Annotated in this window: 22 protein-coding genes; 12 read left to right on the forward strand and 10 right to left on the reverse strand. The window is 72.0% G+C overall.

The genetic code is table 11. From position 1 onward, the window contains the following. Position 1 precedes the first annotated feature (1 nt). A complete protein-coding gene (locus OHA25_RS54085; RefSeq protein ID WP_327584626.1) occupies positions 2–1,570 on the forward strand; it encodes an AMP-binding protein in 1,569 nt (522 codons plus the stop codon). A gap of 180 nt (positions 1,571–1,750) precedes the next feature. Beyond that, positions 1,751–3,979, forward strand: a complete 2,229-nt coding sequence (locus OHA25_RS54090; protein WP_327584627.1) for a tetratricopeptide repeat protein — start codon at positions 1,751–1,753, stop codon at positions 3,977–3,979. 70 nt (positions 3,980–4,049) lie between these two features. Here the strand turns inward: OHA25_RS54090 and OHA25_RS54095 are convergent, their stop codons facing one another. Next, positions 4,050–4,634 (reverse strand): TetR/AcrR family transcriptional regulator, encoded by a 585-nt coding sequence (locus tag OHA25_RS54095; protein WP_327584628.1) that lies wholly within the window; start codon positions 4,632–4,634, stop codon positions 4,050–4,052. 91 nt (positions 4,635–4,725) lie between these two features. Here OHA25_RS54095 and OHA25_RS54100 point away from each other — a divergent pair, with 91 nt between their 5' ends. Beyond that, a complete protein-coding gene (locus tag OHA25_RS54100; RefSeq protein ID WP_327584629.1) occupies positions 4,726–5,865 on the forward strand; it encodes a cytochrome P450 in 1,140 nt (379 codons plus the stop codon). Here the strand turns inward: OHA25_RS54100 and OHA25_RS54105 are convergent. Next, positions 5,852–7,012, reverse strand: a complete 1,161-nt coding sequence (locus OHA25_RS54105; protein ID WP_327584630.1) for a phosphatidylinositol-specific phospholipase C1-like protein — start codon at positions 7,010–7,012, stop codon at positions 5,852–5,854. The two genes, OHA25_RS54100 and OHA25_RS54105, sit on opposite strands and share 14 nt — an antisense overlap. A gap of 74 nt (positions 7,013–7,086) precedes the next feature. Then, positions 7,087–7,995 (reverse strand): cyclase family protein, encoded by a 909-nt coding sequence (locus tag OHA25_RS54110; protein WP_327584631.1) that lies wholly within the window; start codon positions 7,993–7,995, stop codon positions 7,087–7,089. 29 nt (positions 7,996–8,024) lie between these two features. On the opposite strand from OHA25_RS54110, the gene OHA25_RS54115 reads away from it, so the two are divergent. After that, positions 8,025–9,239, forward strand: coding sequence for a serine hydrolase domain-containing protein (locus OHA25_RS54115; protein WP_327584632.1), 1,215 nt, complete (start codon positions 8,025–8,027; stop codon positions 9,237–9,239). A gap of 5 nt (positions 9,240–9,244) precedes the next feature. Here the strand turns inward: OHA25_RS54115 and OHA25_RS54120 are convergent, their stop codons facing one another. Together OHA25_RS54120 and OHA25_RS54125 are read right to left on the reverse strand one after the other, a co-directional pair. Next, positions 9,245–9,985 (reverse strand): SDR family NAD(P)-dependent oxidoreductase, encoded by a 741-nt coding sequence (locus tag OHA25_RS54120; RefSeq protein WP_327591182.1) that lies wholly within the window; start codon positions 9,983–9,985, stop codon positions 9,245–9,247. After that, a complete protein-coding gene (locus tag OHA25_RS54125) occupies positions 9,985–10,575 on the reverse strand; it encodes an isochorismatase family cysteine hydrolase (RefSeq protein ID WP_327584633.1) in 591 nt (196 codons plus the stop codon). Before OHA25_RS54125 ends, OHA25_RS54120 begins: the two co-directional genes overlap by 1 nt. A 167-nt stretch (positions 10,576–10,742) precedes the next feature. On the opposite strand from OHA25_RS54125, the gene OHA25_RS54130 reads away from it, so the two are divergent. The 7 genes from OHA25_RS54130 to OHA25_RS54160 all read left to right on the forward strand — a co-directional run bounded on the left by OHA25_RS54130 (position 10,743) and on the right by OHA25_RS54160 (position 19,804). Beyond that, on the forward strand, positions 10,743–12,530 hold the full coding sequence (locus OHA25_RS54130) for a serine/threonine-protein kinase (protein WP_327584634.1): 1,788 nt from the start codon (positions 10,743–10,745) through the stop codon (positions 12,528–12,530). Between the two features lie 48 nt (positions 12,531–12,578). Further along, positions 12,579–12,941 carry a Zn-ribbon domain-containing OB-fold protein gene (locus tag OHA25_RS54135; protein WP_327584635.1) on the forward strand — a complete coding sequence of 121 codons (363 nt, stop codon included), beginning with the start codon at positions 12,579–12,581 and terminating at the stop codon, positions 12,939–12,941. Continuing rightward, positions 12,938–13,261, forward strand: a complete 324-nt coding sequence (locus OHA25_RS54140; protein WP_305923119.1) for a VOC family protein — start codon at positions 12,938–12,940, stop codon at positions 13,259–13,261. The genes OHA25_RS54135 and OHA25_RS54140 overlap by 4 nt, the downstream gene beginning before the upstream one ends. An 18-nt stretch (positions 13,262–13,279) precedes the next feature. Beyond that, positions 13,280–14,800, forward strand: a complete 1,521-nt coding sequence (locus tag OHA25_RS54145; protein WP_305923120.1) for a class I adenylate-forming enzyme family protein — start codon at positions 13,280–13,282, stop codon at positions 14,798–14,800. After that, on the forward strand, positions 14,797–16,917 hold the full coding sequence (locus OHA25_RS54150; protein ID WP_327584636.1) for an acetate--CoA ligase family protein: 2,121 nt from the start codon (positions 14,797–14,799) through the stop codon (positions 16,915–16,917). Before OHA25_RS54145 ends, OHA25_RS54150 begins: the two co-directional genes overlap by 4 nt. After that, positions 16,904–17,653 carry a glucose 1-dehydrogenase gene (locus tag OHA25_RS54155; RefSeq protein WP_327584637.1) on the forward strand — a complete coding sequence of 250 codons (750 nt, stop codon included), beginning with the start codon at positions 16,904–16,906 and terminating at the stop codon, positions 17,651–17,653. Before OHA25_RS54150 ends, OHA25_RS54155 begins: the two co-directional genes overlap by 14 nt. A gap of 273 nt (positions 17,654–17,926) precedes the next feature. Continuing rightward, on the forward strand, positions 17,927–19,804 hold the full coding sequence (locus OHA25_RS54160; RefSeq protein ID WP_327584638.1) for a CHAP domain-containing protein: 1,878 nt from the start codon (positions 17,927–17,929) through the stop codon (positions 19,802–19,804). 17 nt (positions 19,805–19,821) lie between these two features. On the opposite strand, the gene OHA25_RS54165 is transcribed toward OHA25_RS54160, so the two are convergent. The 3 genes from OHA25_RS54165 to OHA25_RS54175 form a co-directional block, all read right to left on the reverse strand. Next, a complete protein-coding gene (locus tag OHA25_RS54165) occupies positions 19,822–20,643 on the reverse strand; it encodes a TIGR03619 family F420-dependent LLM class oxidoreductase (RefSeq protein WP_327584639.1) in 822 nt (273 codons plus the stop codon). 61 nt (positions 20,644–20,704) lie between these two features. Continuing rightward, a complete protein-coding gene (locus OHA25_RS54170; protein WP_327584640.1) occupies positions 20,705–21,673 on the reverse strand; it encodes an acyl-CoA dehydrogenase family protein in 969 nt (322 codons plus the stop codon). Then, positions 21,670–22,773, reverse strand: a complete 1,104-nt coding sequence (locus tag OHA25_RS54175; protein ID WP_327584641.1) for an acyl-CoA dehydrogenase family protein — start codon at positions 22,771–22,773, stop codon at positions 21,670–21,672. The genes OHA25_RS54170 and OHA25_RS54175 overlap by 4 nt, the downstream gene beginning before the upstream one ends. A gap of 67 nt (positions 22,774–22,840) precedes the next feature. Here OHA25_RS54175 and OHA25_RS54180 point away from each other — a divergent pair, with 67 nt between their 5' ends. After that, positions 22,841–23,893, forward strand: coding sequence for a helix-turn-helix domain-containing protein (locus OHA25_RS54180; protein WP_327584642.1), 1,053 nt, complete (start codon positions 22,841–22,843; stop codon positions 23,891–23,893). Here OHA25_RS54180 and OHA25_RS54185 read toward each other — a convergent pair. Both OHA25_RS54185 and OHA25_RS54190 read right to left on the reverse strand, forming a co-directional pair. After that, entirely contained in the window at positions 23,871–24,845 is a 975-nt protein-coding gene (locus OHA25_RS54185) for an alpha/beta hydrolase (RefSeq protein WP_327584643.1), read from the reverse strand. The two genes, OHA25_RS54180 and OHA25_RS54185, sit on opposite strands and share 23 nt — an antisense overlap. Positions 24,846–24,942: 97 nt before the next feature. Then, complete coding sequence (locus OHA25_RS54190) at positions 24,943–25,611, reverse strand: type 1 glutamine amidotransferase domain-containing protein (protein WP_327584644.1); 669 nt, start codon at positions 25,609–25,611, stop codon at positions 24,943–24,945. Between the last annotated feature and the right edge of the window lie 50 nt (positions 25,612–25,661).

Consider the following 25,661-nt stretch of genomic DNA (forward strand, 5'->3'; position numbering starts at 1 on the left):
GATGATCCACAGCCTGTCCCTCTCAGACGTCCTCGCCGAACACGCCCGCAGCCGTCCCCAGGTGAGCGCGGTGGTGGACGGGGACGTCCGGCTCACGTACCCGGAGCTGGACGCCCGGGTGACCCGGCTGGCCTCCGCCCTCGCCGACCAGGGGGTCTCCGCGGGCGATCGGGTTGTGTGGCTCGGGCAGAACGCGCACGCGGTGCTGGAGTTGCTGCTGGCCTGTTCCCGGCTGGGCGCGATCTTCTCCCCGGCCAACTGGCGGCAGTCGGAGGACGAGCTGCGGTTCGTCCTCACCGACCTGACCCCGGCCGCGGTCATCTGGGAGCCGTCGGACGCCACGACTTCCCTGCACGCTCAGAGCACCGCCGCGCCGGCGTCGTCCGAAGGGAGCGGTGAGGGCCAGGCTCCCTCGGGCGCCGGTGCGGCGGAGGGCGGCACGACGGTGTGGGTGCGGGCGGGTGAGGACTACGAGGAACTGGTGGCGGGCGGGTCCATCAGGGAGTTCCCGCAGGTCGCCGATACGGAGCCGGTGCTCGCCCTCTACACCGCCGCCTTCGCGGGGCGCCCCAACGCGGCCCTGCTCAGCAGCGCCGCGCTGGTCGCCCACAGCACGTCGCTCCTCGTCGTCCGCCAGATGGAGCCGGCCTTCACCTTCCTCAACAACGGGCCGCTCTTCCACGTCGGCACGATGATGTTCTGCCTGGCCACCCTCCAGATCGGCGGCACGAACGTCTTCATGCCCGCCTTCGACGCCGAAGAGGTCTGCCGGCTGATCGACGCCGAGCGGGTGACGCAGGCGTTCCTGTTCGGGCCGATGATCGACGCGGTGGTGAAGGCGAACGCGGGCGGCAAGTACGACCTGTCGTCGCTCAGGTTCGTCTCCCATTCGGCCGAGTGGGACGAGATGATCACGGTGGACGACTCGCCGTGGTGCCGGTCCAAGATGGGCGGGTACGGGCAGACGGAGGTGGGCGGCATGCTCACCTTCCTCGGGCTGGCGGAGGGCGGAGCCGGGTTCGCGGGACGGCCGTCGCCGCTGGTCCAGGTACGCATCCTGGGCCCGGATGACAGCGAAATGCCGCCCGGCGAGGTGGGCGAGATCTGCGCGCGCGGCAAGTCCCTCTTTTCCGGATATTTCGCCCGGCCCGACTTAAATGCGGCCAAGGCGCGGAACGGCTGGCATCACACCGGAGACCTCGGCCGACGCGAGCCCGACGGCACGATCACGTTCATCGGCCCCAAGCTTCGCATGATCAAGTCCGGGGCGGAGAACATCTACCCGGCCGAGGTGGAACGCGCGCTCAAGTCCCACTCCGCCGTCGCCGACGCCGCGGTGATCGGGGTACCGGACCCGACCTGGCACCAGGCGGTCAAGGCCGTAGTGGCGCTCAAGGCAGAGGACGTCGCGACCGCCGACGAGCTGATCGAGCACGTCAAGAAGCAGGTGGCGTCGTACAAGAAGCCACGGGAGGTGGCGTTCGTGGATTCGATTCCCAAGCGCGGGTTCACCCCGGACTACGACGCTCTGGACGCCGACCATGGTGGAGGGAATTACCCCGGCATGTAGGGGTGCGGGCGCCGCGCAGTGTGATGCGTCCTGATCATGCGCAGGAGAGGAGCCTCTGAGAGCCTCGACCTGGCGTGGTTCGGCCGACTACGGTCAGCGTCAGACACGGGTCTGCGAGTACGGCGACCCCTTCGGCCCATGCCGGCGCCGAAGAACCGGGCCCGGGCTGGGAGGGGCGGCGTGCCACGCTGGGGCAAGGTCACGATCGCCGCGGTCCTGCCGCTCATGGCAGGAGTGGTGGCGTGGTGGTTGTGCGCGGCCCAGGGCTTGGACCTGGATACCACCGGTATCGTGATCGGCCTCGTCGTCCTGCTGCCCGCGACGCCGCTGGCCATTTGGGCGGGCCAGCCCACCCCTGCCGGGTCAGCCCAGTCCAACCCGGCCGAGCCCGGATCGCTGCGTGAAAACGGCTCGCCGCCGGCTTCCGGAGCGTCGGCTTCCAGGGTGATCGGCGAGATGCCACACGCGCGGCCCGTGCCGGCGGTGATCGGGGACGTCCCGCGCGAGCCGAAGGCGTTCCAGCCGCGGCCGCCCCTGCGTGAGCGCGTAGAGAGCCTGATGGCGGCAGAGGGCGGCACGGCGGTGTGCGCGCTGGCAGGGGCGCGAGGGGTGGGCAAGACACAGCTGGCCGCCCACTATGCCAGGCGGTGCCTGGATCAGGGCGTGCAGGTGGCCTGGCTGCACGCCGAGACCAGCGAGCAGCTCTCGCGCTCGCTCGACGTGCTGGCGACGGAACTGGGGCTGCGCAGCGAGACCGACGACTCCACGGCCCTGGCGCGCAAGGTCAAGAGATGGCTTCAGGACAGGCGTGAGCCTTACCTGGTCGTGTTCGACAACGCGACCGACGTCGACGCGCTGGCCAGGCTGCTGCCCGCGCACGGGCGGGCACGGGTGCTGATCACGACGAACGACTGGGCGTTCGAGCGGGTGGCGGCGCTGGTGGAGGTGGAGCGCTTCAGCGACGAGGAGGCTCTGGCCTACCTCGCCGAGCGGGTGGGCCAGAATGCGGCAGCCGGACTGGTGGCCGAGGAACTGGATCACCTGCCGCTGGCTCTGTCGATCGCCTCCGCCGTGCTCGTGGGGCCGCCCCGCGTGTCGTACGAGGAGTATCTGGAACGGCTGCGGGCGACGCCGATCGACGTGTTACTGGCCCGACCGCGCGGCGAGCCGTACCCGCTGGGGGTGGCGCAGGCCATCCTGCTGTCGGTCTCGCAGTGCGGGCCACGGGCGGCGCGGCTGCTCGGCGAGTTGTCGGTGCTGTCGTCCTCGGGAGCGCGGCTGGATCTGCTCACGACGAAGCTCGATGATGCTCTGGCCGAGCTGGCGACCCGGTCGCTGGTGTCATTTGATCGCGACGGTTCGACGGCGCTGGTGCACCGCCTGGTACGCCGAGCAGTGCGCGACTCCTTCGAGCGCGAGGGCACGCTCGGGTCCCTGATCACGGATGTCGCCCGGCGCCTGCACGCTCTCGTGGAGGACATCGCCGACGAGGACACCTGGCGCGAGCTGCCGACCATCCTCGCGGTCGCGGAGCACGCCGCCGCGCTGTGGCTATGCCTGGAGCAGCTGCCCGACGGGGACGACGGGGCAGGAGAGATCATCCTGGCCGTCCGCCACGGCGTGGCTTCGCACCTGATCAATCTGAACGACGGCGCCAGAGCAGAGCCCATCGCAGAGGCCGTGGTCGAGGGACGGCGGCGGCTGCTGGGTGACGACCATCCCGACACGCTGGCAGCGGTGCATATGCTCGCCCACGCGATCGAGTACACCGACCGCCCTCTCGAAGCGGCCGCCCTCTATAGCCGGGTGGCGGCCGAGCGGGCCCGCGTCCTGGGCGACGAGCATGGCGACACACTGCGGTCGCGAGCGGCGGCAGGCATGGCGTACGCGATGGCCGGGGAGGCGCAGCGCGCGGTCACGCTGCTGGAGCAGGTGGTGGCTGATGCTCGCCAGCAGCTGGTGTCCGGCGATCCGCGACTGATGACGGCTCGGTACTTCCAGGCGTACGCCCTTGCGGAGGCGGATCGCCCTGGCGAGGCGGTGGAGCTGTTCGACGGCCTGGTGAGTGACTACGAGCGGGAATGCGGCCTGGTGCATCCCGAGACCCTGGTCGTCCGCGGCCGGCTGGCGTGGGCGCAGGTGGCCGCCGGGCACGCCGCTGCGGCCGCGGAGCTGTACGAGCGTGTCCTGGCGGATCAACGGCGGGTACTGGGAGTCGACCATCCTGACACGTTGATCACATGGCTCGGACTGGCCCGCGCCCAGGAGGCGGCGGGACAGGAAGCCGCGGCGCTGGCCGGGTTCGAGGAGGTGGCGGCGCGTTTCGAGGCCGTGCTGGGCCCGGAGCAGGGCTTGACGAGGGCCGCGGCCGACGACGCGGCCCGTCTCCGCCGCAAGTCACGCCAATAGACGCGGGGCCTCTCCGCCGCATGGCACGCCGGTAACGGCACGCGCTCATGTCCGACAGTTGTGCCGGGGGTCATAGGGGCAGACCGGCCTCCAGGTGCTCCATCGCGCGGTCGAACTCGGCCAACACGTCCATGTCCTGGTTCTTCGTCCAGTCGAACCAGAGCGCCATGAGCACCCCGACGATCGCCCCCGCGACGTCGCGGATCTCCGGGTCGCCGGGGTCCCGCCCCTCGCGGGCCGCCAGGATCTCGCGCACTGTCCCGATCATGCCGGTGAGGTTCTCCAGGCTCGCCGCCCACAGCTCAGGCACCGTGAGCACGAGCCTCTCCCGCTCGAGGCTGTCGGCGAACTCCTCTGCCGTCTGATCCTCCAGCGCCGTGCGCACGGCCGCGCGGACGGCCGGCACGGGCCCGACTCCTGCGGGCACCGCCCTGAGCGCCTCCATGACGGCGGGCAATTGGTCGACCACCACCAGGTCTTCCTTGGTGGAGAAGTAGCGGAAGACAGTGCTGGGCGCGACCTCCGCGGCCTCTGCAATCTGCTCGATCGTCGTCGCGGCGTACCCCTGCTCGCGGAACAGCCGCAGCGCCTCCTTCTGGATCAACGCCCTGGTCTTGGCCTTCTTCCGCTCTCGCAGGCCCGGTCGCTCGCTCATGACATCGCATTTTCCGAGCTCAACAACCCATTCACAAGAGATCACCATATTTTGCTAGTCAACTCCGATTTAAGAGTCTACTCTCAAATTTATGAGACTCCCCATCGAACGAGACCCGAAGTGCCCCTTCGACCCTCCGTCCGCGCTCAGAGCCCTGCCGCCGATGAGCCGCTTGGAGTTCGCCGATGGCCATCTGGGCTGGCTGGCCACGACGATGGAGGCGGCCCGCGCGGTGCTGGGGGATCCGCGGTTCAGCGCGCGCCCGGAGCTCAAACACGCCGCCGTGCGCTCCACGATGCCCAGCGGGCCCGGACGCCCGGCGCCGCCGGGATTCTTCGCCGCCACCGACCCGCCCGAGCACACGCGCTACCGCCGCCTGCTCACCGGCCAGTTCACTCTGCGCAGGATGCGCGTGCTGGAGCCGCGCATCGAGCGGATCACCGCCGACCACCTCGACGCCATGGCAGCGGCGGGGCCGCCGGCCGATCTCATGAGCGCGTACGCGCTACCGATCCCGTCGATGGTCATCTGCGAGCTGCTCGGCGTGCCGTACGAGGAGCACGACTTCTTCCAGGACCGTAGCCGCCAGATCGTCGGGGCCGGCGGCGACGTGGCCGGGGCGAGCGCCGACCTGGCCGGCTATCTGGGCGAGCTGGTGCATAGCAAGCGGGCCGAGCCCGGTGACGACCTGATCAGCGGCCTTGCCTGCGAGCTCACCGACGAGGAGCTCGTCAACGTCGCGATGATCCTGCTCGTCGCGGGCCACGAGACCACGGCGAACATGCTGGCGCTCGGCGTGTTCGCGCTGCTGGCGGAGGGGAGGCCGTATGAGGAGAGCATGGACGAGGAGCTGCTCCGCTGGCTGTCCGTCCTGCACCTCGGCGGGCCCAGCAGGGCCGCGCTGGAGGATGTCGAGGTGGCGGGCACGCCGGTCAGGAAGGGCGAGACGGTGGCACTGTCACTTCCGATGATCAACCGGGACCCGGCGGTGTTCGCGGATCCGGACGTGCTCGACCCCGGCCGCCCGGAGACGCGGCGGCATCTGTCCTTCGGGCACGGCGTGCACCAGTGCCTCGGGCAGCAGCTGGCCAGGATCGAGCTGCGGATCGGCTACCGGGCGCTGTTCGAGCGCTTCCCCGGGCTGCGGCTGGCCGTCCCCGCCACCGAGGTGCCGCTGAAGCACGACGCCGCGGTGTACGGGGTCGGCAGCCTGCCGGTCACTTGGACGTGATCCGCTCCAGCGTCTGGTCCCGGCAGCCGGTGGGCGCGTTCACCGGGTTGCAGCGGACCGTCGCGCCGCCCGGCAGCTCGGCCGTGTAGTCGCTGCCGTGCCTGGCCGACAGCCCGATCACCGGGAAGTCGGTGCTGATCATCTGCGCCCCGCTGTCCAGGGCCGCCTTCAGCCGGCCGGTGCTGCCCGACCTGGCCTCGGTGAAGGGCACATCGGACCGGGTGCGTACGTAGTAGCCCTTCCGTACGAGGTCCTGGATCTGCGCCGTGTTGGCGCCCTCCGGCTCGTTCCAGCCGACGAAGGCGGCGTCGGCGCGGCCGGGGCGGGAGTTCGTGAACAACACGCGGCCTTCCAGGCTGGGCCGGCCCGCCAGGTAGGGCTGCTGGATGGCGGTCGCCTGGTTGTCCATGAAGAACATGATCTTGCCGCGGGACGCGTTCAGCTCCGGCCAGCCGTGCTTGAGCACCGACTGCTCCAGGGTGAGGCCGGGCTTGCGGACGTCGTCCGGCGTGATGAGCCGGTCGTCGGGGAAGACCGAGCGGATCTCGGCGTCCAGGGCGTCCATGAGCGCGGTGTCCCAGGCCGGGCTCTTGGCCCCGCCCATGGCCTCCTTCTTCGGGTCGGTGCTCTTGAACTCGGTGAGGATGGTCAGCGGCACGTGGCCGGGGTTCTTGTCGGACCACTCGCGTACCTGGCGCAGGCAGGTGACCCAGGTCGAGCAGTTGGTGCCGTAGTCGTGGTCGGCCCAGTGCAGCACCTTGAAGCCGGGCTGGGCGAGCGCCGGGTCGTTCAGCGCCGGCAGGCCGGCGTCGCGGCGGACCAGCGGTTTGGTGTACAGGCCGCCCTTGGGGTCGGGGAAGACGTCCAGCTCGATGCCGCGCACCCGCTGGGCGCCGAACTGGTTGGGCAGGGCGGTGTGCGAGTACTGCAGGTTCCACCAGTTGGCGTCGGTCCTGCGCTGCACGTCTTTCTCGGCGTCGGTCAGCTCGCGGTGATAGCTGTTGTGGGTGGCGATGGTCTGGACGTGGTTGATCCGCAGGGTGCCGGAGCTCGCGCGGCCGGCCGTCGCAGCGTCGGCGCGAGCTCCGGCGGGGACGGCGGCGAGCGCGGCCACAGCGGTGGCGGCGATGAGGGCGAGGGGACGCATGGAACCGACCTTCGAGGAGGTGGTTTACGGATCTTCGCAAAATATCCAAACAGGTCGGGAAAAATGCGCGAATCTCAAAGAATGGCAAGCGGGGTGATCGGGCTCCCCGTGCCGCCCTCGATCCTGAGCGGCGCCGCCACGAACACGAACTCCGTCCGCCCGGCCGCCCCCAGATCCTCCAGCCAGAGCATCTCGATCAGGTGGATGCCGTGCCGGTGCAGCAGGAGGAGGTGCAGGTCGTCGGCCAGGCTCTCGTCGGCCAGCCCCCGGGCGTTGAGACCGCCGATCGCGGCGTTGTCGCAGGCCACCACGGACACGTCGTGCGCCGCCAGCCAACGGCCGGCGTCGGCCGACAGGCCGGGCTGGCCTGACCAGTAATCCTCCTTCGAGCGCTCCCACACCAGCGGCCATCCCGTACGGATCACCGCCACGTCCCCCGGGCGCGGCGTGGCGATGTCCTCCAGCACCTCGGGCGGGATGCGGAAATCGGCCGGCAGGTGGTCGAGGCCGAGCCGCCGCGGCACGTCGAACAGCACTCCCCTGGCCACTACGCCGCCCACCTGCTCGATCCCGCACCTGGTGGCACCGTACGAGCGCACCCGGGCCGCGGGGTGGCCGTTGTAGACCTGGTCGCCCGACCACATGTGGCACAACGCGTCCATGTGGGTCGTGGTGCCGTGCGGGGTGACGACCAGCGCGTCGTCGGCCACGCACAGGCCGTCGCCGATGGGCCGGGCGCCGGCCGCGTAGTCGCCGCCGTCCACGGACATGAAGTGTTGCGGCAGCGGGCGGCCACGCAGGTGCGGCACCGTCGTGGGGGCGGGCGAGGAGGTGGCGCCCCTGATGGGCATGGCCAGGCTGAGCACCTCGCCGGTCGCGGCGGTGCGCAGGGCGGCGAGGACCACGTCCGGCGTGAGGAGGTTCAGGGTGCCGCGCTGATCGTCTGGGCCGAATCGTCCCCAGTTGTTAGGCTCGTGAACCAAGTAAGCGCTTCCTTTCTTGCGGAGGTCTGATGCACTGCGATCCTCGGTTCTCCCGCGTACGGGAGGTGTTCGAGCGGCATTTCGCCGACGGCGAGGAGCTGGGTGCGGCCTTCGCCGTCTACCTGAACGGCGAGCTGGTCGTGGACCTGTGGGACGGGATCGCGGACCGGCACACGGGGCGGCGCTGGGAGCACGACACGCCGGCCTTCGCCTATTCCTGCACCAAGGCGATCACCGCTGCCGTCCTGCTGCGGCTGGCGGAGCAAGGGCTGGTCGACGTGAGCGCGCCGGTCGCCGACGTGTGGCCGGAGTTCGCCGCGCACGGCAAGGGGGCGATCACGGTCGAGCACCTGCTCACCCACCAGTGCGGGCTGCCGGTGCTGGAGGATCCCGTGCCGGTGGAGGAGTTCGAGGACCAGGCGGCGATCGCTGCCCGCCTCGCCGGTCAGGCGCCGCTGTGGGAGCCGGGGACGGCGCACGGCTACCACGCGCTGACGTACGGGTTCCTGGTGGGCGAGGTGATCAGGCGGGTGACCGGGAAGTCGGTGGGGGACCTGGTGGCCGCGGAGATCGCCGGGCCGCTGGACCTGGAGCTGTGGGTGGGTGCGCCGGACACGGTGATCGACCGCGCGGCCCGGCTCAAGGCCGCCGACCGCCCACAACCCCTCAATGCCACCGAGGCCGTCCCAGGCCAGGGCCCCGCCGTGGCCGTCCCGGGCCAGGGGCCCGCCGACGGCAGGACGGCCGGCCGGAGTCCGGATGCGCTGGCCGAGATGGCCAAGGCGGCGCTCGATCCTCAGAGCCTCATGAACCGGGCCCTCGGCAACCCCGGCATGCACCTGCTCAAAGGCGGCGCCAACCACCCGGTCATCCTGCGGGCCGGCTGGCCGGCGGCCGGGGTGGTCACCACGGCCAGGGGCCTGGCGGGCTTCTACCGCTCGCTGATCGCCGGCGACCTGCTCGGCCCCGGCACGCTGCGGGAGGCCATCCGCGCCCGCGTGAACGGGCCGGACCGGGTCTTGTTCCTGGACACCGCGTTCGGGCTCGGCTTCATGCGGCCGTCGCTCACGTTCCTGATGCCGTCGGAGACGGCGTTCGGCCACTCGGGCCTCGGCGGGTCCGTCGGGCTGGGCGACCCCGGGCGGGGCCTGGCCGTCGCGTACGTCATGAACAAGATGGCCAACGCGGTCTCCGGCAACCTGCGCGGCATCCGCCTGGTGGAGGCGGTCTACACGTCGCTCTGAGCCGTTCATCCGTGCATGGTGACGCCGCCGCTCACCGACAACGTCTGGCCGGTGATGTAGGCGGCGCGGTCCGTGCAGAGGTAGGCGACCAGCCCGGCCACGTCGGCCGGGGTGCCGAGGCGGCGCAGCGGGATGCTCCGTGCGATCTTGTCCACCAGCCCGGGCTCGGCCGCCGACACCCGCCGCAGCATGGGCGTGTCGGTCGGGCCAGGGCAGACCACGTTCGAGGTGACCTGGGCCTTGGCGGCCTCGCGGGCGAGCGTCTTGGCCAGCCCGAACAGTCCTGCCTTGGTGGCGGCGTAGGCGCCCTCGCCGCCCGACCCGGCCCTGGCGCCGTCGGAGGAGATGAACACCAGCCGCCCCCACCGCCTGGCCATCATGCCGGGCAGCAGCAGCTTGGTCAGCAACATCGGCCCGCGCAGGTTGACCTGCCACATGAGGTCCCAGCCCGCCGGATCGCTCGCGGTGAACGGCTCCACGATCGCCACCCCGGCGTTGTGCACCAGCACGTCGACGTCCCCCACGGCGCCGGCGAACGCCTCCACGGACGCCGGCGAGGCCAGGTCCACAGCCGCCGCCCGCGCTCCCGGCAGGCCGGCGGCCGCCTTCTCCGCGTTCGGCAGGTCCACATCGGCGAGCACCACCCGCGCGCCGAGCGCGGCCAGGTCCGCCGCGATGGCCACGCCGATCGCGCCCGCTCCCCCGGTGACGACGGCCACGCGCCCGTCCAGGCGCAGCCCGTCCATCATTTCCACATCTCGATCAGGTCCGCGGCCGTCGCGCGGGTGGCGAGCAGGCTGATGGTGTTTCTCAGTACGGCCCGCGCGTACTCCTCCGGGATGCCCGCCACCGCGTCCGTGACGACCGTCACCCGGTAGCCGAGGTTCACGGCCTCCAGCGCCAGCCCGGGGATGCCGAGGTTGAGCGAGACCCCGGCCGCCACCACGGAGGAGACGCCGAGCGAGCGCAACGTCATGTCGAGCGGGGTGCCGGTGAACGGCGAGAACCCGTGATACCGGCGGCTCTCCAGGTCGCCCGGCTCCCGCAGCTCGGGCAGCACCTCGACCGCGGCCGTGCCCTCCAGCATGTGCTCCGGGTCCTTGAGCAGGGAGATGATGAACGGGCAGTTGGCGGTGTGCGAGCCGGCCCGGTCCGGGCGGAAGGCGGCCGTGCAGTGGATCACCGGGAGCCCGGCCGCCCTGGCGGTGTGGAGGAGCCGGGCGGTGTTGGCCACGACGTCGTGCCGGTCGCAGGCGGCCACCAGGTCCGGAAATTTCGTGAGATCACCGACGACGCCCCGCTGCATCTCCATCACGAGCACGGCCACGCCCTCCACCGGCGCCTCCCGCCTTATTAGCCGAGCGCTTGCTTGGTACGGCGAGCATATCATTCACCACACAGGGTTATTCAGGGTTAACACAGGGCGAAATATGTTCACTCGTGACAACCCGAACCCCGGGTGAGACCGTCGAATCGGAAGACGGCTGCCTTTGGGGGTAGGACTTGGTCCCTGGTTACCGTGAAGTACGCCAGCTCGGCGCCGGCCACACCGGCCGCGTGTTCCTCGCCACCTACCAATCGACCGGCGCCTACGTGGCGATCAAGTACCTGAACGCCACCCTGCGCAGGGACACCGAGTTCATGGACCGCTTCCGGTCGGACACCCACCAGCTCGTGGAGATCGACGACCCGAACGTCGTCAGGTTCTACGAATACGTCGAGACCCCGACCCGGGCGGCCGTGGTCATGGAGCTGGTCGACGGCGTGTCGCTGCGCACCCTGCTGGCCGAACACGGCAGGACCAGCCCCGAAGCCGCCCTGGCCGTGCTCAAGAGCACGCTGCTGGCCCTGGCCGCGGCCCACGAGAAGGGCGTGCCGCACTGCGACGTCAAGCCGGAGAACGTCCTGGTCCAGGCGGACGGCACCACCAAGCTGGCCGACTTCGGCATCGTCGTGCATGCCGAGGAGCCCGGCGTGCCCGCGGGCACCCCCGCCTACATGTCGCCCGAGCTGTGGACACGGCACCAGGCCGGACCCTCCGCCGATCTGTACGCGGCCGCCTGCGTGCTGTTCGAGGCCGTCAAGGGACGGCCGCCCTTCCGCGCGTACAAGGAAGGCGAGGAGACGGAGCCCGACGTCCCGGCCATCCGGGACAAGCACCTCGTGGAGCCGGTGCCGCTGGAGGTCGTACCGGACACGCTGCGCGACCTGCTGAGGCGGGGGATGGCCAAGGACCCGGCGGTCAGGTACGCCTCCGCCCGGCAGTTCGCGGCAGAGCTGGAGGAGGACGCGGTCGCCGGGTACGGCCCCGACTGGGAGAAACGCGGGCGGCGGCACCTGGCGGAGCTGGCCACATTGCTGGCCCTTCGCTTCCCCCTGGCCAGGACCGATCACGACAGCGGCACCGCCACGATCACCCTGCGCGAGCGGATCATGAGCATGCCCAGGCTGCCACCGCACCTGTGGGTGGCGGGCGCGACGGTCGTGGCCGTGGCGATCGCACTGGTGTTGTCGGGCGGGCGGCTGCCGCCGGGGCCGGGCGCGATCCTCATGCCGCCGCCCGAGGAGCAGAGCGAGCCGGCGCCCTCCCCTGCCGACGCCACCACCACGTCCGACACCACCACGTCCGGCCCCTCCAGGACGACGTCCCCCGCGCCACGGCGCACCACGGCCGCACCGCCGACGACCCAGGCGCCCCCGCCTCCCATCACCACCTCTCCCCCTCCGCCGCCACCCACCAACGGGCAGTCGGGGACCGGCGTGCCGGAGCTCGCGGCGCCCGCGGTGCAGGCGGCCAGCATCGTGCAGTGGAGCGGCACGAACGGCTCGATCAGGGTGGCGGCGAACGGCACGGGGCCGGTGCGGCTGCGGATCACGTATACGCGGCGGGACGGAGACGACGCGCCGGCCCGGACGGTCCGGCGGGAGAGCCGGACGCTGCGCGGCAACACGGTCTACACCAGCAGCGTCACGCACGTCCCGGGGGATGTGGCGTGCGGTCGTCGGGCGTATTTCGGGATTCTGGTGATGACGGAGCCGGCGTCGGGGAACGGACCGCAGGTGAGCGAGGCGGCCGTGGACGGCCCCGCCTGCCCTGCCCCTTCCCCGACCCGGTCCGCCACGCCGACGCCTGCGCCGACGGAGGAGCGGAGCACCTCCGCCATCGGCACCCCGACCCCGTCGGACCCGGAGCCGACGAACGGGCCGGTGGCCCGGCTCTCCACCGACCCCTCGGCGCAGCCGCCGGTGACCGCCACGGAAGAGCTTTCCCCTGACCCGGCCGACCCCTGAGGGGCGGACCCTTGCCCGGCAACCAAGCGTGCGCTAGCTTGGCAAGCGATGAGCGCCGACACCTCCGCCTACCTGGCCGCCTGCGCGCGCGGCGAGCTGGTCATCCAGCGCTGTACGGCCTGCGACCGGCGCGTCCACCTTCCCGAGGCGGCGTGTCCTTGGTGTGGCGGCGGCGAGCTCGTGTTCGAGCCGGTCTCCGGTGAGGGCGTGGTGCACACGTTCACGGTGGTGCATCGCTCGTTCGCGCCCGCCTACCGGGGACGGGAGCCGTACGTGATGGCCTGGGTCGACCTGCCGGAGGGTGCCCGCGCGTTCGGGCACGTGGTGGAGTGCGCGCCGGAAGACGTCCGCATCGGGATGCCGGTGCGGGTGACGTTCGTGGACGAATTACCGCATTGGAGGCCCGCGTGAAGCTCGGCAACGTGCTGATCCCCGTCGCCGACCTGGACGAGGCGATCGCCTTCTACGGGCTGCCGGTGAAGTTCAGGGACGGCGACAGGTTCGCGGCGCTGGACGGCGGCGGGGTCACCGTGGCGCTGGCCGGTCCCGCCGAGCACGTCACCGGGTCGGCGGCGCCGTCGTACAAGGTGGACGACGTGGCGGTGGCCGTGCGGGAAATGTCCGAGCGCGGCGCCGAGGTGGTGCGCGGGCCCGAGGCGGGGCCGCATGAGATGCGGGCCGTGCTGCGCGATCCCTCAGGAAACGTCTTCGTGCTCTATTCGCCCCTCTGAAAACTGGAGGCACCCCCCATGGCGCGATCACCCTACGGCAACTACGGCCACGCGATCTTGACCGCCGGCGCGATGCGCACGCCCGACCGGGTGGCGCTGACGTACTGCGGCGAGCAGAGCTTCACCTACGACGAGCTGAACAGGAACGTCAACCGGCGCGCCAACGCCCTCCTGGCCCAGGGGATCACGCCGGGGCAGCGGGTGGCGGCGCTGCTCAACGAGACGCTGCTGGTGGCCGAGGTCTACCTGGCGCAGGCCAAGATCGGGGCGGTCACGGCGGCGCTGAACCCGTACTGGCCGGTGGAGACGTTGCGTGACGTCGTGGCGGCCTCGGGGTGCACGGCGTTCGTCTATGACGCGACGGTCGAGCAGGTGGTGGAGCAGATCAAGGGGTCGCTGCCGGGTGTGACCAAGTGGATCAACGCGGCGGACCTGACGGGGGCATCCGACGAGGAGCCGCCGACGGCGGGCTTCCACGACGACCCGCTCGCCCTCTACTACACCTCGGGAACGACCGGGCTGCCGAAGGCGGTCGTGCACACGCACGCGTCGTCGCTGGCGACCGCGCAGATCTGGCTGGACGTGCCGCGCGGCCCCGACTCGGTGTTCGGCACGGGCGCGATCATCTGGGGCATCGGCTTCCCCGCGATCGTCGGGCCCGCGCTCTACGCGGGGATGCGACTGGTGCTGGAGCAGGACTGGGGGCCGGCGAACTTTCTGCGGGTCGTCCCCCGCGAACGGGTCACGCATGTGTCCCAGATCCCGTCGTTCTACGCCGCCCTGCTGGGCTCGGCGGAGCACGAGGGCGTGGACCTGTCGTCGATCCAGGTGATCATGCTGGGCGGGGAGCCGCTGACCGCCACCATGCTGGACCGGATCAAGGCCAGGCTGCCGCAGGCGGGCGTGTTCTCGTACTACGGGCAGACCGAGGCCCCGTACACCTGCATGGGGCGGGTGGACGACGGCTCGACGCCGCTGGGGTCCTCCGGGCGGGCCCGTACCGGGAACGCCGTGCGGATCACGGACCCGCAGGGGAACCGGGTGGTCGACGAGGTCGGCGAGATCAACCTGGCCGGTCCGCATCGGATGACCGAGTACGACGGCCTCCCGGACAAGACCGCGGAGGTGCTGCGCGGCGAGTGGTACGTGGGCGGCGACCTCGGCACGCTCTCCGCCGACGGCGTGCTGCGCGTGCTGGGCCGGCGGGAGGACTCGATACTCAAGGGCGGCGTGTGGTCGCAGCCGGTCGCGATCGAGGAGGCCGCCTCCGCCCTGGACGGGGTGGCCGAGGCCGGCGCGGTCGGGGTGCCCGAGGGGGCGTCCGAGCAGCGGATCCTGCTGGCCGTCGTGCCGCGAGCCGGGCATTCGCTGGACGCCTCCAAGCTGGCGCTCGCCCTGGCCGACTCCCTCCCCGCCCATCAGCGGCCCGATCACATCGTGGTGGCCGAGGAACTGCCGCACTCGCAGGACGCCTCGGGCGGGCCGGGCAAGCTGCTGCGCCGGGAGATCCGCGAGCAGTACGGGCACCTGCCGGCGTGAGCGTCTACGAGCACGAGGTCTACGAACATGAGGTCAAGGCGCTGCTGAGCGAGGCCGGGGTGCCGGTGCCGCGCGGCGTCGTCATCCGTGACCTGGACGGCGCGACCGGCGGGGAGCCGGACATCCCGGCCGGCGGGGACCTGGACATCGCAGCGGGCGGGGACCTGGACTTCACGGCTGCCGCGGGGCTCGCCGAGCCGTTGGTGCTGAAGGCGTTCGGTCCTGGGCTGGTGCACAAGTCGGATGCCGGGGCCGTGGTGCTCGGCCTGCGCGCGGCGGACCTGCCGGCGGCGGCCATGGAGATGCGCTCCAGACTGCCCGGCGTCGCGGGCTTCCTCGTCGAGGAGCAGGCGGCCGCCGGGGTGGAGCTGATCGTGGGCGTGGTCAGGGACGTCGCGTTCGGCCCGGTGCTGCTGGCGGGGCTCGGCGGGATATGGACGGAGGCGTTGCGGGACACGGCGCTGGGGCTGTGCCCGGTCTCGGAGCGAGACGCGCGGCGCATGCTGGCCTCACTGCGGGGGGCTCCGCTCCTCCACGGCTTCCGCGGAACCCCGCCCGTGGACGTGGACGCCCTGGTCAAGCTGCTCATGACGGTCGGCGGTCCCGGTGGGCTGTGGGAGCGGCTGGAGCTGGGCGAGTTCGAGCTGAACCCGGTCATCGCGGGCCCGTCGGGCGTGGTGGCGGTCGACGCGCGCTACGTCCCCGCCGAGCCCGGGGAGCCGGCGGCCGCCCGGGACACCGCCGACTTCCTTCCGCTCTTCGAGCCGAAGGCGGTGGCCGTGGTCGGGGCCTCCACCACCAGGCCGAACTTCGGGAACATGTTCCTCGACTTCTACAAGGCCGCCGGAATCCCGCTGGTCGCCGTGCACCCTGAAGCGGATGAGGTGGCCGGGGTGCGGGCGGTGCCGTCGCTGGCGCACGCGGATGTCGATTACGCGCTCGTCGCCGTACCGGCCGAACGGTGCCCTGACGTGGTGCGGCAGGCCGCAGGCGTGCCGTTCGTGCAGGTGATGAGCGGCGGCTTCGCGGAGGCGGGCCGCGCCGGGCTGGAGGACGAGCTGGTCGAGGCCGCCCGCGCGGCCGGGACGCGCCTGCTCGGCCCCAACTGCATGGGGGTCTACTGCCCGCGCGGCCGGCAGACCTTCGTCGGCGGCGGGCTCGGCCCCGCCGGATCGGTCGCGCTGATCTCGCAGAGCGGCGGGCTCGCTGGGGAGGTGATCAAGGTCGGGGAACAGCGCGGGCTGGCGTTCAGCCGGGTCGTCACCGTGGGGAACGCGGCCGACGTCACCCCGGCCGAGCTGCTGCGCTGGCTCGCCACCGACCCGGAGACGGGAGCCGTCGGACTGTACCTGGAGGACCCGCGCGACGGCCGGGAGTTGTACGATGCGCTGCGCGCGAGCGACCTGCCCGTGGTGCTGCTGGTGGGCGGGCGCAGCGGGCAGGGGCAGCAGGCGGCCGCCTCGCACACCGGCGGCCTGGTCAGCGACCGGCGGATCTGGGAGACGGTGGCCGCGCAGGCCGGGGCCGCGCTGGTGTCCAGCCAGGACGACCTGATCGGGACGCTGGCGTTCTTCCAGGCGCACGGCTCCCGCGTCACCGAGGGTGACGGGGTGCTGGTGGTGGGACCGAGCGGGGGTGCGAGTGTGCTGGCGGCGGACGCGTTCGACGCGGCCGGGGTACGGCTGGACCCGCTGCCCGGCGACGTGCTGGAGGAGCTGCGCGGGCTCGGCGTGGCGGCGTCCGGCAACCCTCTGGAGGTGCCCGTGGGGCCGCTCGGGCGGGCCGGGCTGGTGCCGGAGGTGATCGACGCGATCGTCCGGCGACGGCCGTGCCGTGACGTCGTGGCCCATGTGAACGTTCAGGCGTTCTTCACGTACGGGACCGCGGCCGAGCCCCTGTACGCCTACACGCGGGCGCTGGCCGGGGCGCAGGACGCGCTGCCGCGCACTCGGGTCACCCTGGTCACCAGGAATGGCGAGTGCGCGCCCGCGGGTGTCGAGGACGAGGTGCGGCGGATCGCGGCGGAGGCCGGGATCCCCGTCTACCGGACCATGGAGGCGGCCTCAGCGGCCATCGCTGGGGCCATCGCGGCTGGAGGTCGTTATGGGGCTGCTTGACGGCAAGGTCGCGCTCATCACGGGCGGGGCGCGGGGTATGGGCGCGGCGCACGTGCGGCTGTTCCTCGCGGAAGGCGCGCGGGTGGTCTTCGGGGACGTGCTGGACGAGGACGGCAAGGCGCTGGCGGAGGAGACCGGCGCCACGTACGTCCACCACGACGTACGGAGCCCGGCCGAGTGGGAGCGCGCCGTGGCGACGGCTGTCGAGCTGCACGACAAGCTGGACGTGCTGGTCAACAACGCCGGAATCCTGAAATTTCGCCGGATCGCCGATATGTCGCTCGAGGACTTCGACCAGATCGTCGACGTCAACCTCAAGGGCACCTGGCTGGGGATCAAGTCGGTGATCGAGCCCATGAAGGCGGCCGGGCGGGGCGCGATCGTGAACATCTCGTCGATCGAGGGCTTCGTCGGCGCCGAGGGGTTGTCGGCGTACGCGGCCTCGAAGTTCGGGATCCGGGGCATCACCAAGTCGGCGGCCCGCGAGCTGGCCCGGTTCAAGATCCGAGTGAACTCGGTGCACCCGGGTGCGATCAACACCGCGATGGCCATGGACCCGGACATGGCAAAGGAAGTGGACGCGGAGGCGTTCGTCAAATCCATGGTCATCAAGCGCTTCGCCAAGCCGGTGGAGGTGTCGCATGTGGTGGCGTTCCTGGCCTCTGACCGGGCCAGTTACTGCACGGGGAGCGAGTTCACCGTGGACGGCGGCCTGCTGACCGGCGCGGGATACTGAGTTAGCACCTCAAGGTAGATCTTTTTGGGTTAAACCACCCCTGTCTGGACATTTCTGGCAGCATCCTGACCTGGGCTTACGTAGCTGACCAAGACGTGACCATCTCTTGGTGTGTGCTTGACCTGCACTTACGGCACGGTAGCCTCAGCTCGTCCCGACAGCGACAAGCCTCCGGTTTTGTCACACGTGTCCCTGGTTGCCCCCTTTACCCAAGGCTGCGTGGATAAAACCGGCATGCCCGGAAGGTTTCCCCACGCTTCCATGACGCCAGAGATGCAGAAGTTCATCGAGTTGCTCGAGGGCCAGCTCGGCTATGCCGAGAGGGCCAGCGGATACACCAAGTTCGGCGAGTGGTACGGCAAGAACGTCGAGTTCGACGCCGATTACAGCGGCGCCCCCTGGTGTGAGATGTACCTTTCGTGGGCCGCGCACAAGCTCGGCTACGAGGAGTGGGTCGGGCAGTTCGCGTGGACGGTGGCGCACGCCAAGTGGTTCAAGGAGCAGGGAGCCTGGGGCAAGAAGCCCAAGCCCGGCGCATTCGTCTACTACGACTGGAGCGGGTCGAACGACGTCGACAACATCGACCACGTCGGTGTTGTCACCAGGGTCGAAGGCGACACGATCTTCACCATCGAGGGGAACATCGACGGAGGCGTCGCCAAACGCAAGGAACGTGACACCAGCAAGGTCGTCGGCTACGGGTATCCGGAGCAGATCAAGGCCCGCCTGGACGAGGACGCGGCCCGGGAGGCCTCGGAGGCCAAGAAGAAGGCTGAGGAGCAGGCGTCGCTGCCGCCCGGGCCCGGCACCGACGTGGGCGTGCTGCAGCTGCCGGGGGGCTCGCTCACGTCCCACCTCCCCCAAGGCGAGCGCGAAGAAGCCGCCAAGCCTCCGCTCGCGGCCCGCCCCGAGCCCACCCGGACCTCCGCCGAGAAGACCCAGGAGGCGGCTCCGGCACCTGCCGCGACCTCTTCCTCGTCCGCCGCGGGCAAGGGCGTCGCGAAGGGCAAGCACGCCAAGCCGTCCACCGCCGACACCACGTCGGCCACCGCCGAGCCACTCCCCACGCACGTCGACACCTCCGTCACCAGTTCGCTGCCCACGGTGGACTCCCCGACGCTGATCGGCTCGGCCCTGATCGCCGCACTGGCCCTGCTCGCCGTCGCCAAGACCCGCCATTCCCGGGTACGCCTGGCCACCGCCACGGCCGCCGACGCGGCCGCCCGCCCGGCCGCGAACCATCGACGCCGCCGCCGCAGGCGCCGTGCGAGCTCCGGCGCGCCCGCCGACGCCCCTCTGTGGACCACGCAGCTCCGTGACCCCCTCGAGCCCACCGCCGCCCCCGAACGACCTGCCGTCGCCGCCGACGCCGAGCTGATCGCCGGGCTCACTGTCTCAGGCGCCGAAGCACACGTGGCCGGCCGCGTCTCCGTGCCGTCGGGTGCCGGTCAGGCGTCCGAGCAGGTGCGGCGGCTGCTCGGCACCCGGCCCTTCGACCCGTTCGCGGACGCCGCGCCGCGCCGGACCGCCGACCGCCCCGCCGCCGACACGCGTCCACTCACGCATGCCTTCGACGCGCCCCTCGACACCGGCCCCTTCGAGCCCTGCTGGGAAACCGGCCCCATGCGGCGCATCCGCGACGCCGATCCGGTCGAGCCCGACTTCGACAGGAGCCGGTTCGAGTTCACCGACGAGACGGGGCCGTTGCAGCGCATCCGCGACGTCGACCCGTTCGCGCCGGCTCCTGGCGCGGGCCCGATCGGACGCGATGGGTGGCCGGGCCACGCCGTACGGCCCGATCGCGACGCCGGTCCGGTCATCGTCGACGCCGGGCCGTTCCAGCGGGTCGTCATTCCGGGGGCGACCAGCGCGTTCGACGCCTTCACGCCGGTCGGGAGCGCCGTCCCTGTCGGGGACATCCTCAACTCCTCGGACATCGGCACGGCGTCCTACCGAGGGCGTCGCCGGCGTCAGGGTCCCTCCTCCGAGGAGCGGTTCACCGCCCTCCCCACCGACCTCCCCCCGCGCGGCCGCCGCCACCGCACGACCGGGTTCCCACCGGCCTCTCCCCGGCACCACGACCGCGAGCTGGTAGGCGCGATCAGCGCCACCTCCTCCGGACGCCCCAGCAGGGGCCGCCATCGCGCCTGAGCCCCGGGCATGCCGTATCAGCCGTCGCCGCCGACCCCGTACCGCTCGGCAAAGGTGATCAGGCCGGCCACGGCGTCGCGGCCGCGGGTCCAGGGGCGGACGATGAGGCGTTCGACGCCCAGCGCCGCCCAGGCGGGCACCTCCTCGGGCGAGGCCAGCGCATAGGCGTGCGCGGTCACGGGAACGCCGGCCCCGAGCCGGTCGAGCTGAGGCTTGATCGACTCGAGGGTGTGCGGCATGCTGATCCACCCGTCGCAGAGCCGCGCCGCCCGGCGCAGCGCGGCCGGCGACTCGCCGCCCGCGAGCACGGGCAGCCGCCGCTGCACCGGCTTCGGCTCGAAGGCGACCTCGGGGAAGGAGTAGAACCTCCCGGAATGGGCGACCACGGGCTCGGTCCAGAGGCGCCTGACCACCTCGATCGCCTCGTCCAGCCGCGCCCCCCGCGTGCCGAAGGGAATCCCGGCCGCCTCCCACTCCCCCCGGTACCAGCCGGCCCCGACCCCGCAGACGGCCCGCCCGCCCGAGACCACGTCCAGGGTCGCGAAGGCGCGCGCGGACACGAACGGGTGGCGCAGGGCGAGCAGTTGCACCGCCGTTCCGAGTCTGACGCGCGAGGTGAACGCGGCCAGCCAGCACAGGTACGCAGGCGCGTCGAACAGCGGCGTCGCGGGCTTGATCGCCGGCGCGGACGTGCCCGGGTAGGCGGCCAGCGACAGATCCGTGGCGAAGACGAGGTGCTCGGGCAGCCACACCGACTCGAACCCCAGCTCGTCGGCGGCCACCGCGACGTCCTTCCACGCGGCGGGGTGCAGCAGCCCGAGCGGCACACCGAACTTCACCAAAGCCTCCCCGCACCGCCGCCGCGCCTCACCGGCACCTCAGCACACCGCCGGCCCCGCCTCACGGGTATCTCCGCACGTTGCCGTCCAGTACGGCGGCGCGTATGCACTCGCGGTGAGCGGCCGTGGTGCCGTACGCGGCCGACAGCGACCAGGCCCGGGCGATCCAGAACCGGAGATCCAACTCCTCGGTGTACCCGATGGCCCCGTGCACCTGCAGCGCCACCCGGGCGGCGAACGTGGCGGCCTCCCCAGCGGCGGCCTTGGCGGCGCTCACGTCCCGCTCGACGGTGGCGACGTCCCCATCCACCGCCAGCGCGGCCCGGTACACCAGCGGCGCCGCGAACTCCACGGCCACGGCCACATCGGCGAGCTGGTGCTTGACCGCCTGGAACGACCCGATCGCGGCCCCGAACTGCCGCCGCACCCGGGCATAGGCCACCGAGACCGCCAGCAGCTCCCTGGCGACCCCGATGAGCTGCGCGGCGGTCGCCACCGTGGCCCGCCGCAGCGCCGGTACCGCCGATCCGCCCAGCCGTTCGGAGTCCTCGAAGGCCACGTCGAACAGCGGCCGGCACGGATCGACGCCGGGCCGGGGCGTGAGGCGGGCCGACTCCCTGGTGACCAGCCGCAGGCCGTCGCTCCCGGCCACGACGATCAGGTCGGCGAGATCGGCGTCCGGCGCGTACACCTGCCCGGGCAACAGCACGCTCACGCACACGGCCCCTGAGGCCAGCTTCGGGGCCCCCGCCAGCAGGGACGGCGCCGCGACGGCGGTCTCCACGACAGGCCCGGGAAGGCACGCGCGCCCGGTCTCCTCCAGTGCGGGCACCAGGTCGGCCAGGCCGAGCCCCAGCCCGTCGCTCTCCGGCGGCAGGAGCAGCCCGAAGAATCCCAGCGCGGCCAGCTGCTCCCACCCCGGCCGCCGCTCCGACCGCAACGCGGCCGGCGGGCAGTGCGCCCGGAGCACGTCACGCACGGTCGCGGCGAGCGCGAGCTGCTCGTCGGTGAAGCCGAAGGTCATGGTCATCGCGGCAACCCCAGAACCCGCTCGGCGATGATGTTGCGCTGGATCTCGTTCGTGCCCGCGTAAATGGGCCCGGCGAGCGAGAACAGGAACCCGTCCAGCCACGGCGTCTCCCCCGCCCGCTCCCCCAGCAGCTCCATGGCCAGCGCGTGCATCCGCAGGTCCAGCTCGGACCAGAAGACCTTGCCCATGCTGGCCGCCGTGCCGACCTCCGCCCCCGCCATGATCGTGCGTGCGGTCCCGAAGGTGTGCAGCCGGTACGCCTCCGCCTCCACCCAGCACCGGGCGGCGCGATCGGCGAGCGCCGGGTCGCCGGCGTCCCGGGCCAGCGTGACGAGCCGGTCGGCCGTGGCCAGGAAGCGGCCGGGGCTGCGCAGCGTCAGTCCGCGTTCGGAGGAGGTCGTGGCCATGGCGATCCGCCACCCCTCTCCGACCTCGCCCAGCACCATCGACTCGTCGGCGAACACGCCGTCGAAGTGCAGCTCGGCGAAGCCGGGCAGGCCGTCGAGCTGCGCGACGGGCCGGACCGCGACGTCGTCCAGGTGGAACATGAAGTACGTCAGCCCCTTGTGCCGCGTCCCCGACGTGCGGAAGAGGCCGAACCCGTGGCTGGCGTACGCGGCCCGCGAGCTCCACGTCTTGTGCCCGTACAGCCGCCAGCCGCCGGGCACGGGCTCCGCCCGGGACGTCAGCGCGGCGAGGTCGCTGCCCGCCTCCGGCTCGGACCACGCCTGCGCCCACACGTCGTCACCCCTGGCCATCCGCGGCAGCCAGCGCGCACGCTGCTCCGGCGTGCCGAACCGCATCAGGCACGGCGCCAGCAGGAAGATCCCGTTCTGGGTGACGCGGGCGGGGGCGCCGGCGGCCCAGTACTCCTCCTCGAAGATCAGCCATTCGATCAGGGAGGCGCCGCGCCCGCCGTGCTCTTCGGGCCAGGAGACGACGGACAGCCGCGCGTCGGCCAGCCGCGCCTCCCACGCGCGGTGCGCCGCGAAGCCCTCGGGGGTGTCCATGGACGGGAGCGGTCCCGGCGCGTGCGTGCTCAGCCAGTCGCGAACCTCGGCGCGGAAGTCCCGTTCGGCCGGGGAGAAGTCGAGATCCACGACTACCAACCTAGCGCACGCTTGGTTTGCTCGCCAGGCCGCCGTTCACCGAACTACTCTGGTGGCTGTGCAGGGACTACTGCTGCGGCTGTCCACGCTGGACGCCGACGCGGAGAGCGCGGTGCGGGTCATCGCGTACTTCGACTCGCTGCTACGCGACCATGTGAGCGTGCCCGTGCTGCTGGCCGCCACGGCGCGGCTGGCGCAGTGCCCGGTCGGCCTGTTCGACGCGGCCACCGGCCGGCGCACCCGCACGTCGCCCGGAGGCGCCGTGGACACGCCCGCGACGTCCCCCGCCGAGGTCAGAGAGCTGAGCTCCGGGCTCGGGTCGGTCTGGATGGAACGCGAGGGCGCGGCGCACGGGCTCGACGAGATCGTGCTCGAACGGTACGCGGCCGCCGCCGAGGTCACGCTGGAACGAGCCGCCGCCCTGGCGCAGGCGGGTCAGGACCCGGCGCTGGTCGAGCTGGTGTTGTCGGCCGAGACCGGCGAGGCGGAGCGGGCCCGGGCGCTGCGCCTGCTCGGTTTCAGCCCTTCCGCCCCGCTGCAGGCCTTGGCGATCGCGCTGCCCTCCGGCAACGGGCTGGCGGCCGGGCTGCGCACGATGGGCCACCAGGTGCGCGAGGCCAGGATCGGAGACACCGAGGCCGTCCTGGTGGCGACCAACCTGTCGGATTCCGCGCTGCCCGACGGGGCACGGGTGGGCATCGGACCAGCGCTGCCCGGCACGCGGGCGGCCGAGTCGTGGGCCGGCGCGCGTACGGCACTGCGTTTCACCGGCCCGCACGACCGGGTGATGCGCTGGTCGGAGCTGGGCGCGCTGGCGTTGTTCGCCGACCTGCCGGAGGCGGCGCCAGCCGGGCTGGCCGACGTCCGGGCGATGGAACGGCTCGGCGACGAGGCGACGGCCGCGGTGCGGGCACTGTGCCTGGCCGGCTCGATCCGCGGCGCGGCCACCGCCATGCACCTGCACCACAGCTCGATGGCCGCCCGCATCGCCCGCGCCGAGGCGGCGCTGGGCTTCTCGCTCGCCGACGCGCCCGGACGCCTGCGCGCCCACCTGGCCCTCGCCCTGGTCCGGCTCCGCGCGAACTCCGCTACAGGCCGTACGCCCGCTTGAGCGCGGCCAGCCTGGCCGCCTTGGCCCGCTTGCTGAGCTCGGCGTCCGGCACCATGCCGTCGAACCCGTGGAAGGCGCCCGGGTAGAGGTGGAACTCGGTGGACACGCCGGCCTGCGACAACCGCAGCGCGTAGTCGAGGTCCTCGTCCCTGAACACCTCCAGCTCACCGACGTCGATGAACGCCGGCGGCAGCCCGGACAGGTCGGTGGCGCGGGCCGGAGCCGCGTACGGGGGCACGTCGTCGGTGCCGACCCGGTCGCCGAGCAGCGCGGTCCAGCCGAAGAGGTTCGCCGACCTGTCCCAGACGATGGCCTCGGCGAACTCGTGGCTGGACGGGGTGATGTTGCGGTCGTCCAGCATCGGGCACACCAGCAGCTGGAACGCCACGCCGGGGCCGCCCCGGTCGCGGGCCAGCAACACGGTCGCCGCGGCGAGCCCGCCGCCCGCGCTGGCGCCGCCGACGGCGATCCTCGCCGGGTCGATGCCCAGCTCGCCCGCCGCCTTGGCGGTCCACACCAGGCCCGCGTAGCAGTCCTCGACCGGGGCGGGATGGGGATTCTCCGGCGCCAGACGGTAGTCCACCGAGACCACGACGACGCCGAGCTGCTCGACGTAGCCGATCATCATCGCGTCGTCGATCTCCGGCACCCCGATGATCATTCCACCGCCGTGGATCCAGTAGAGCCCCGGCCGGTCGGCCCTGTCTCGGCCCTCGCCCGCCGGGCGGTAGATCCGGACCCGGACATCGGGCGCGCCGTCGGGTCCCGGCACGTGCCGGTCCTCGATCACCACGTCGGCGTCGACCGGCGGCGCGGCGGCCAGGAACGCGTTGATCTGCGCCCGGAACCCGTCGAGCTCCTCGTACGTCATGCTCGGCATGTCGAGCGCCGGCAGCGGCGTCCGCTCGATCGCGGCACGGATTTCCGGATCCAGGTTGGGGTGGTATGCCATGCGCTGCACCTTTCCACGGGGTCACGGAGCGCTACTCCTCGATAGTCGGAGCCCGTACCCGTGGTTCACAACCGCCATCCGGCGGTGTTTGTTCTCCTCACGCCCGCCGTTCGGCGAGGAGCTCGAGAACCCGCTCGGCGAGCGGGGCGGCGCTGGCGGGATTCTGGCCGGTGACGAGGCGGTCATCCACGACGACCTGGGCCTGCCAGTTCGGTCCCGGCTCGTGCCGGGCGCCCCGGTCCACCAGCTCGTCCGCCAGCAGGAACGGCACCACGTGCGCCACGCCGCGCAACTCTTCCTCCTCGTTGGTGAAGGCCGCCACCCGCTTGCCCGCCACCAGGTAGGAGCCGTCGGACAGCGTGAGGTTCACCAGCGCGGCGGGACCGTGGCAGACGGCGGCCACCACGCCGCCCTGCTCGTACACCGCCCTCCCGACGCGGATGACGCCGGGATCGCCGGGGAAGTCCCACATGGTGCCGTGGCCGCCGGCGTAGAGAACGGCGTCGTAACGTGCGGGGTCCACGTCCGCCAGGCATGCGGTGTCGCGTGCGTCCGGCGAGGCGAGGAAGGCCACCTGGGCGGGGTCTTCGGGGTCGAACCCGTCCTGCGGCGGCTCGCCGCCGCGCACGCTGGCGACGTCGACCGCGTGTCCGGCCTTACGGAAGATCTCCCAGGGGTGCGCCGCCTCGGGCACGTAGTATCCGGTCTTCTCCACGCCGCCGAGGTCGTCGTGGCGGGTCAATACGATCAGGATGCGCTTGCTCATGCCTGACAGCATCGCTCCCCGCGGCCATCAGCCACAAATAACCGGCCATG

This window comes from Nonomuraea sp. NBC_00507 (assembly GCF_036013525.1).
Classification (GTDB): Bacteria; Actinomycetota; Actinomycetes; order Streptosporangiales; family Streptosporangiaceae; genus Nonomuraea.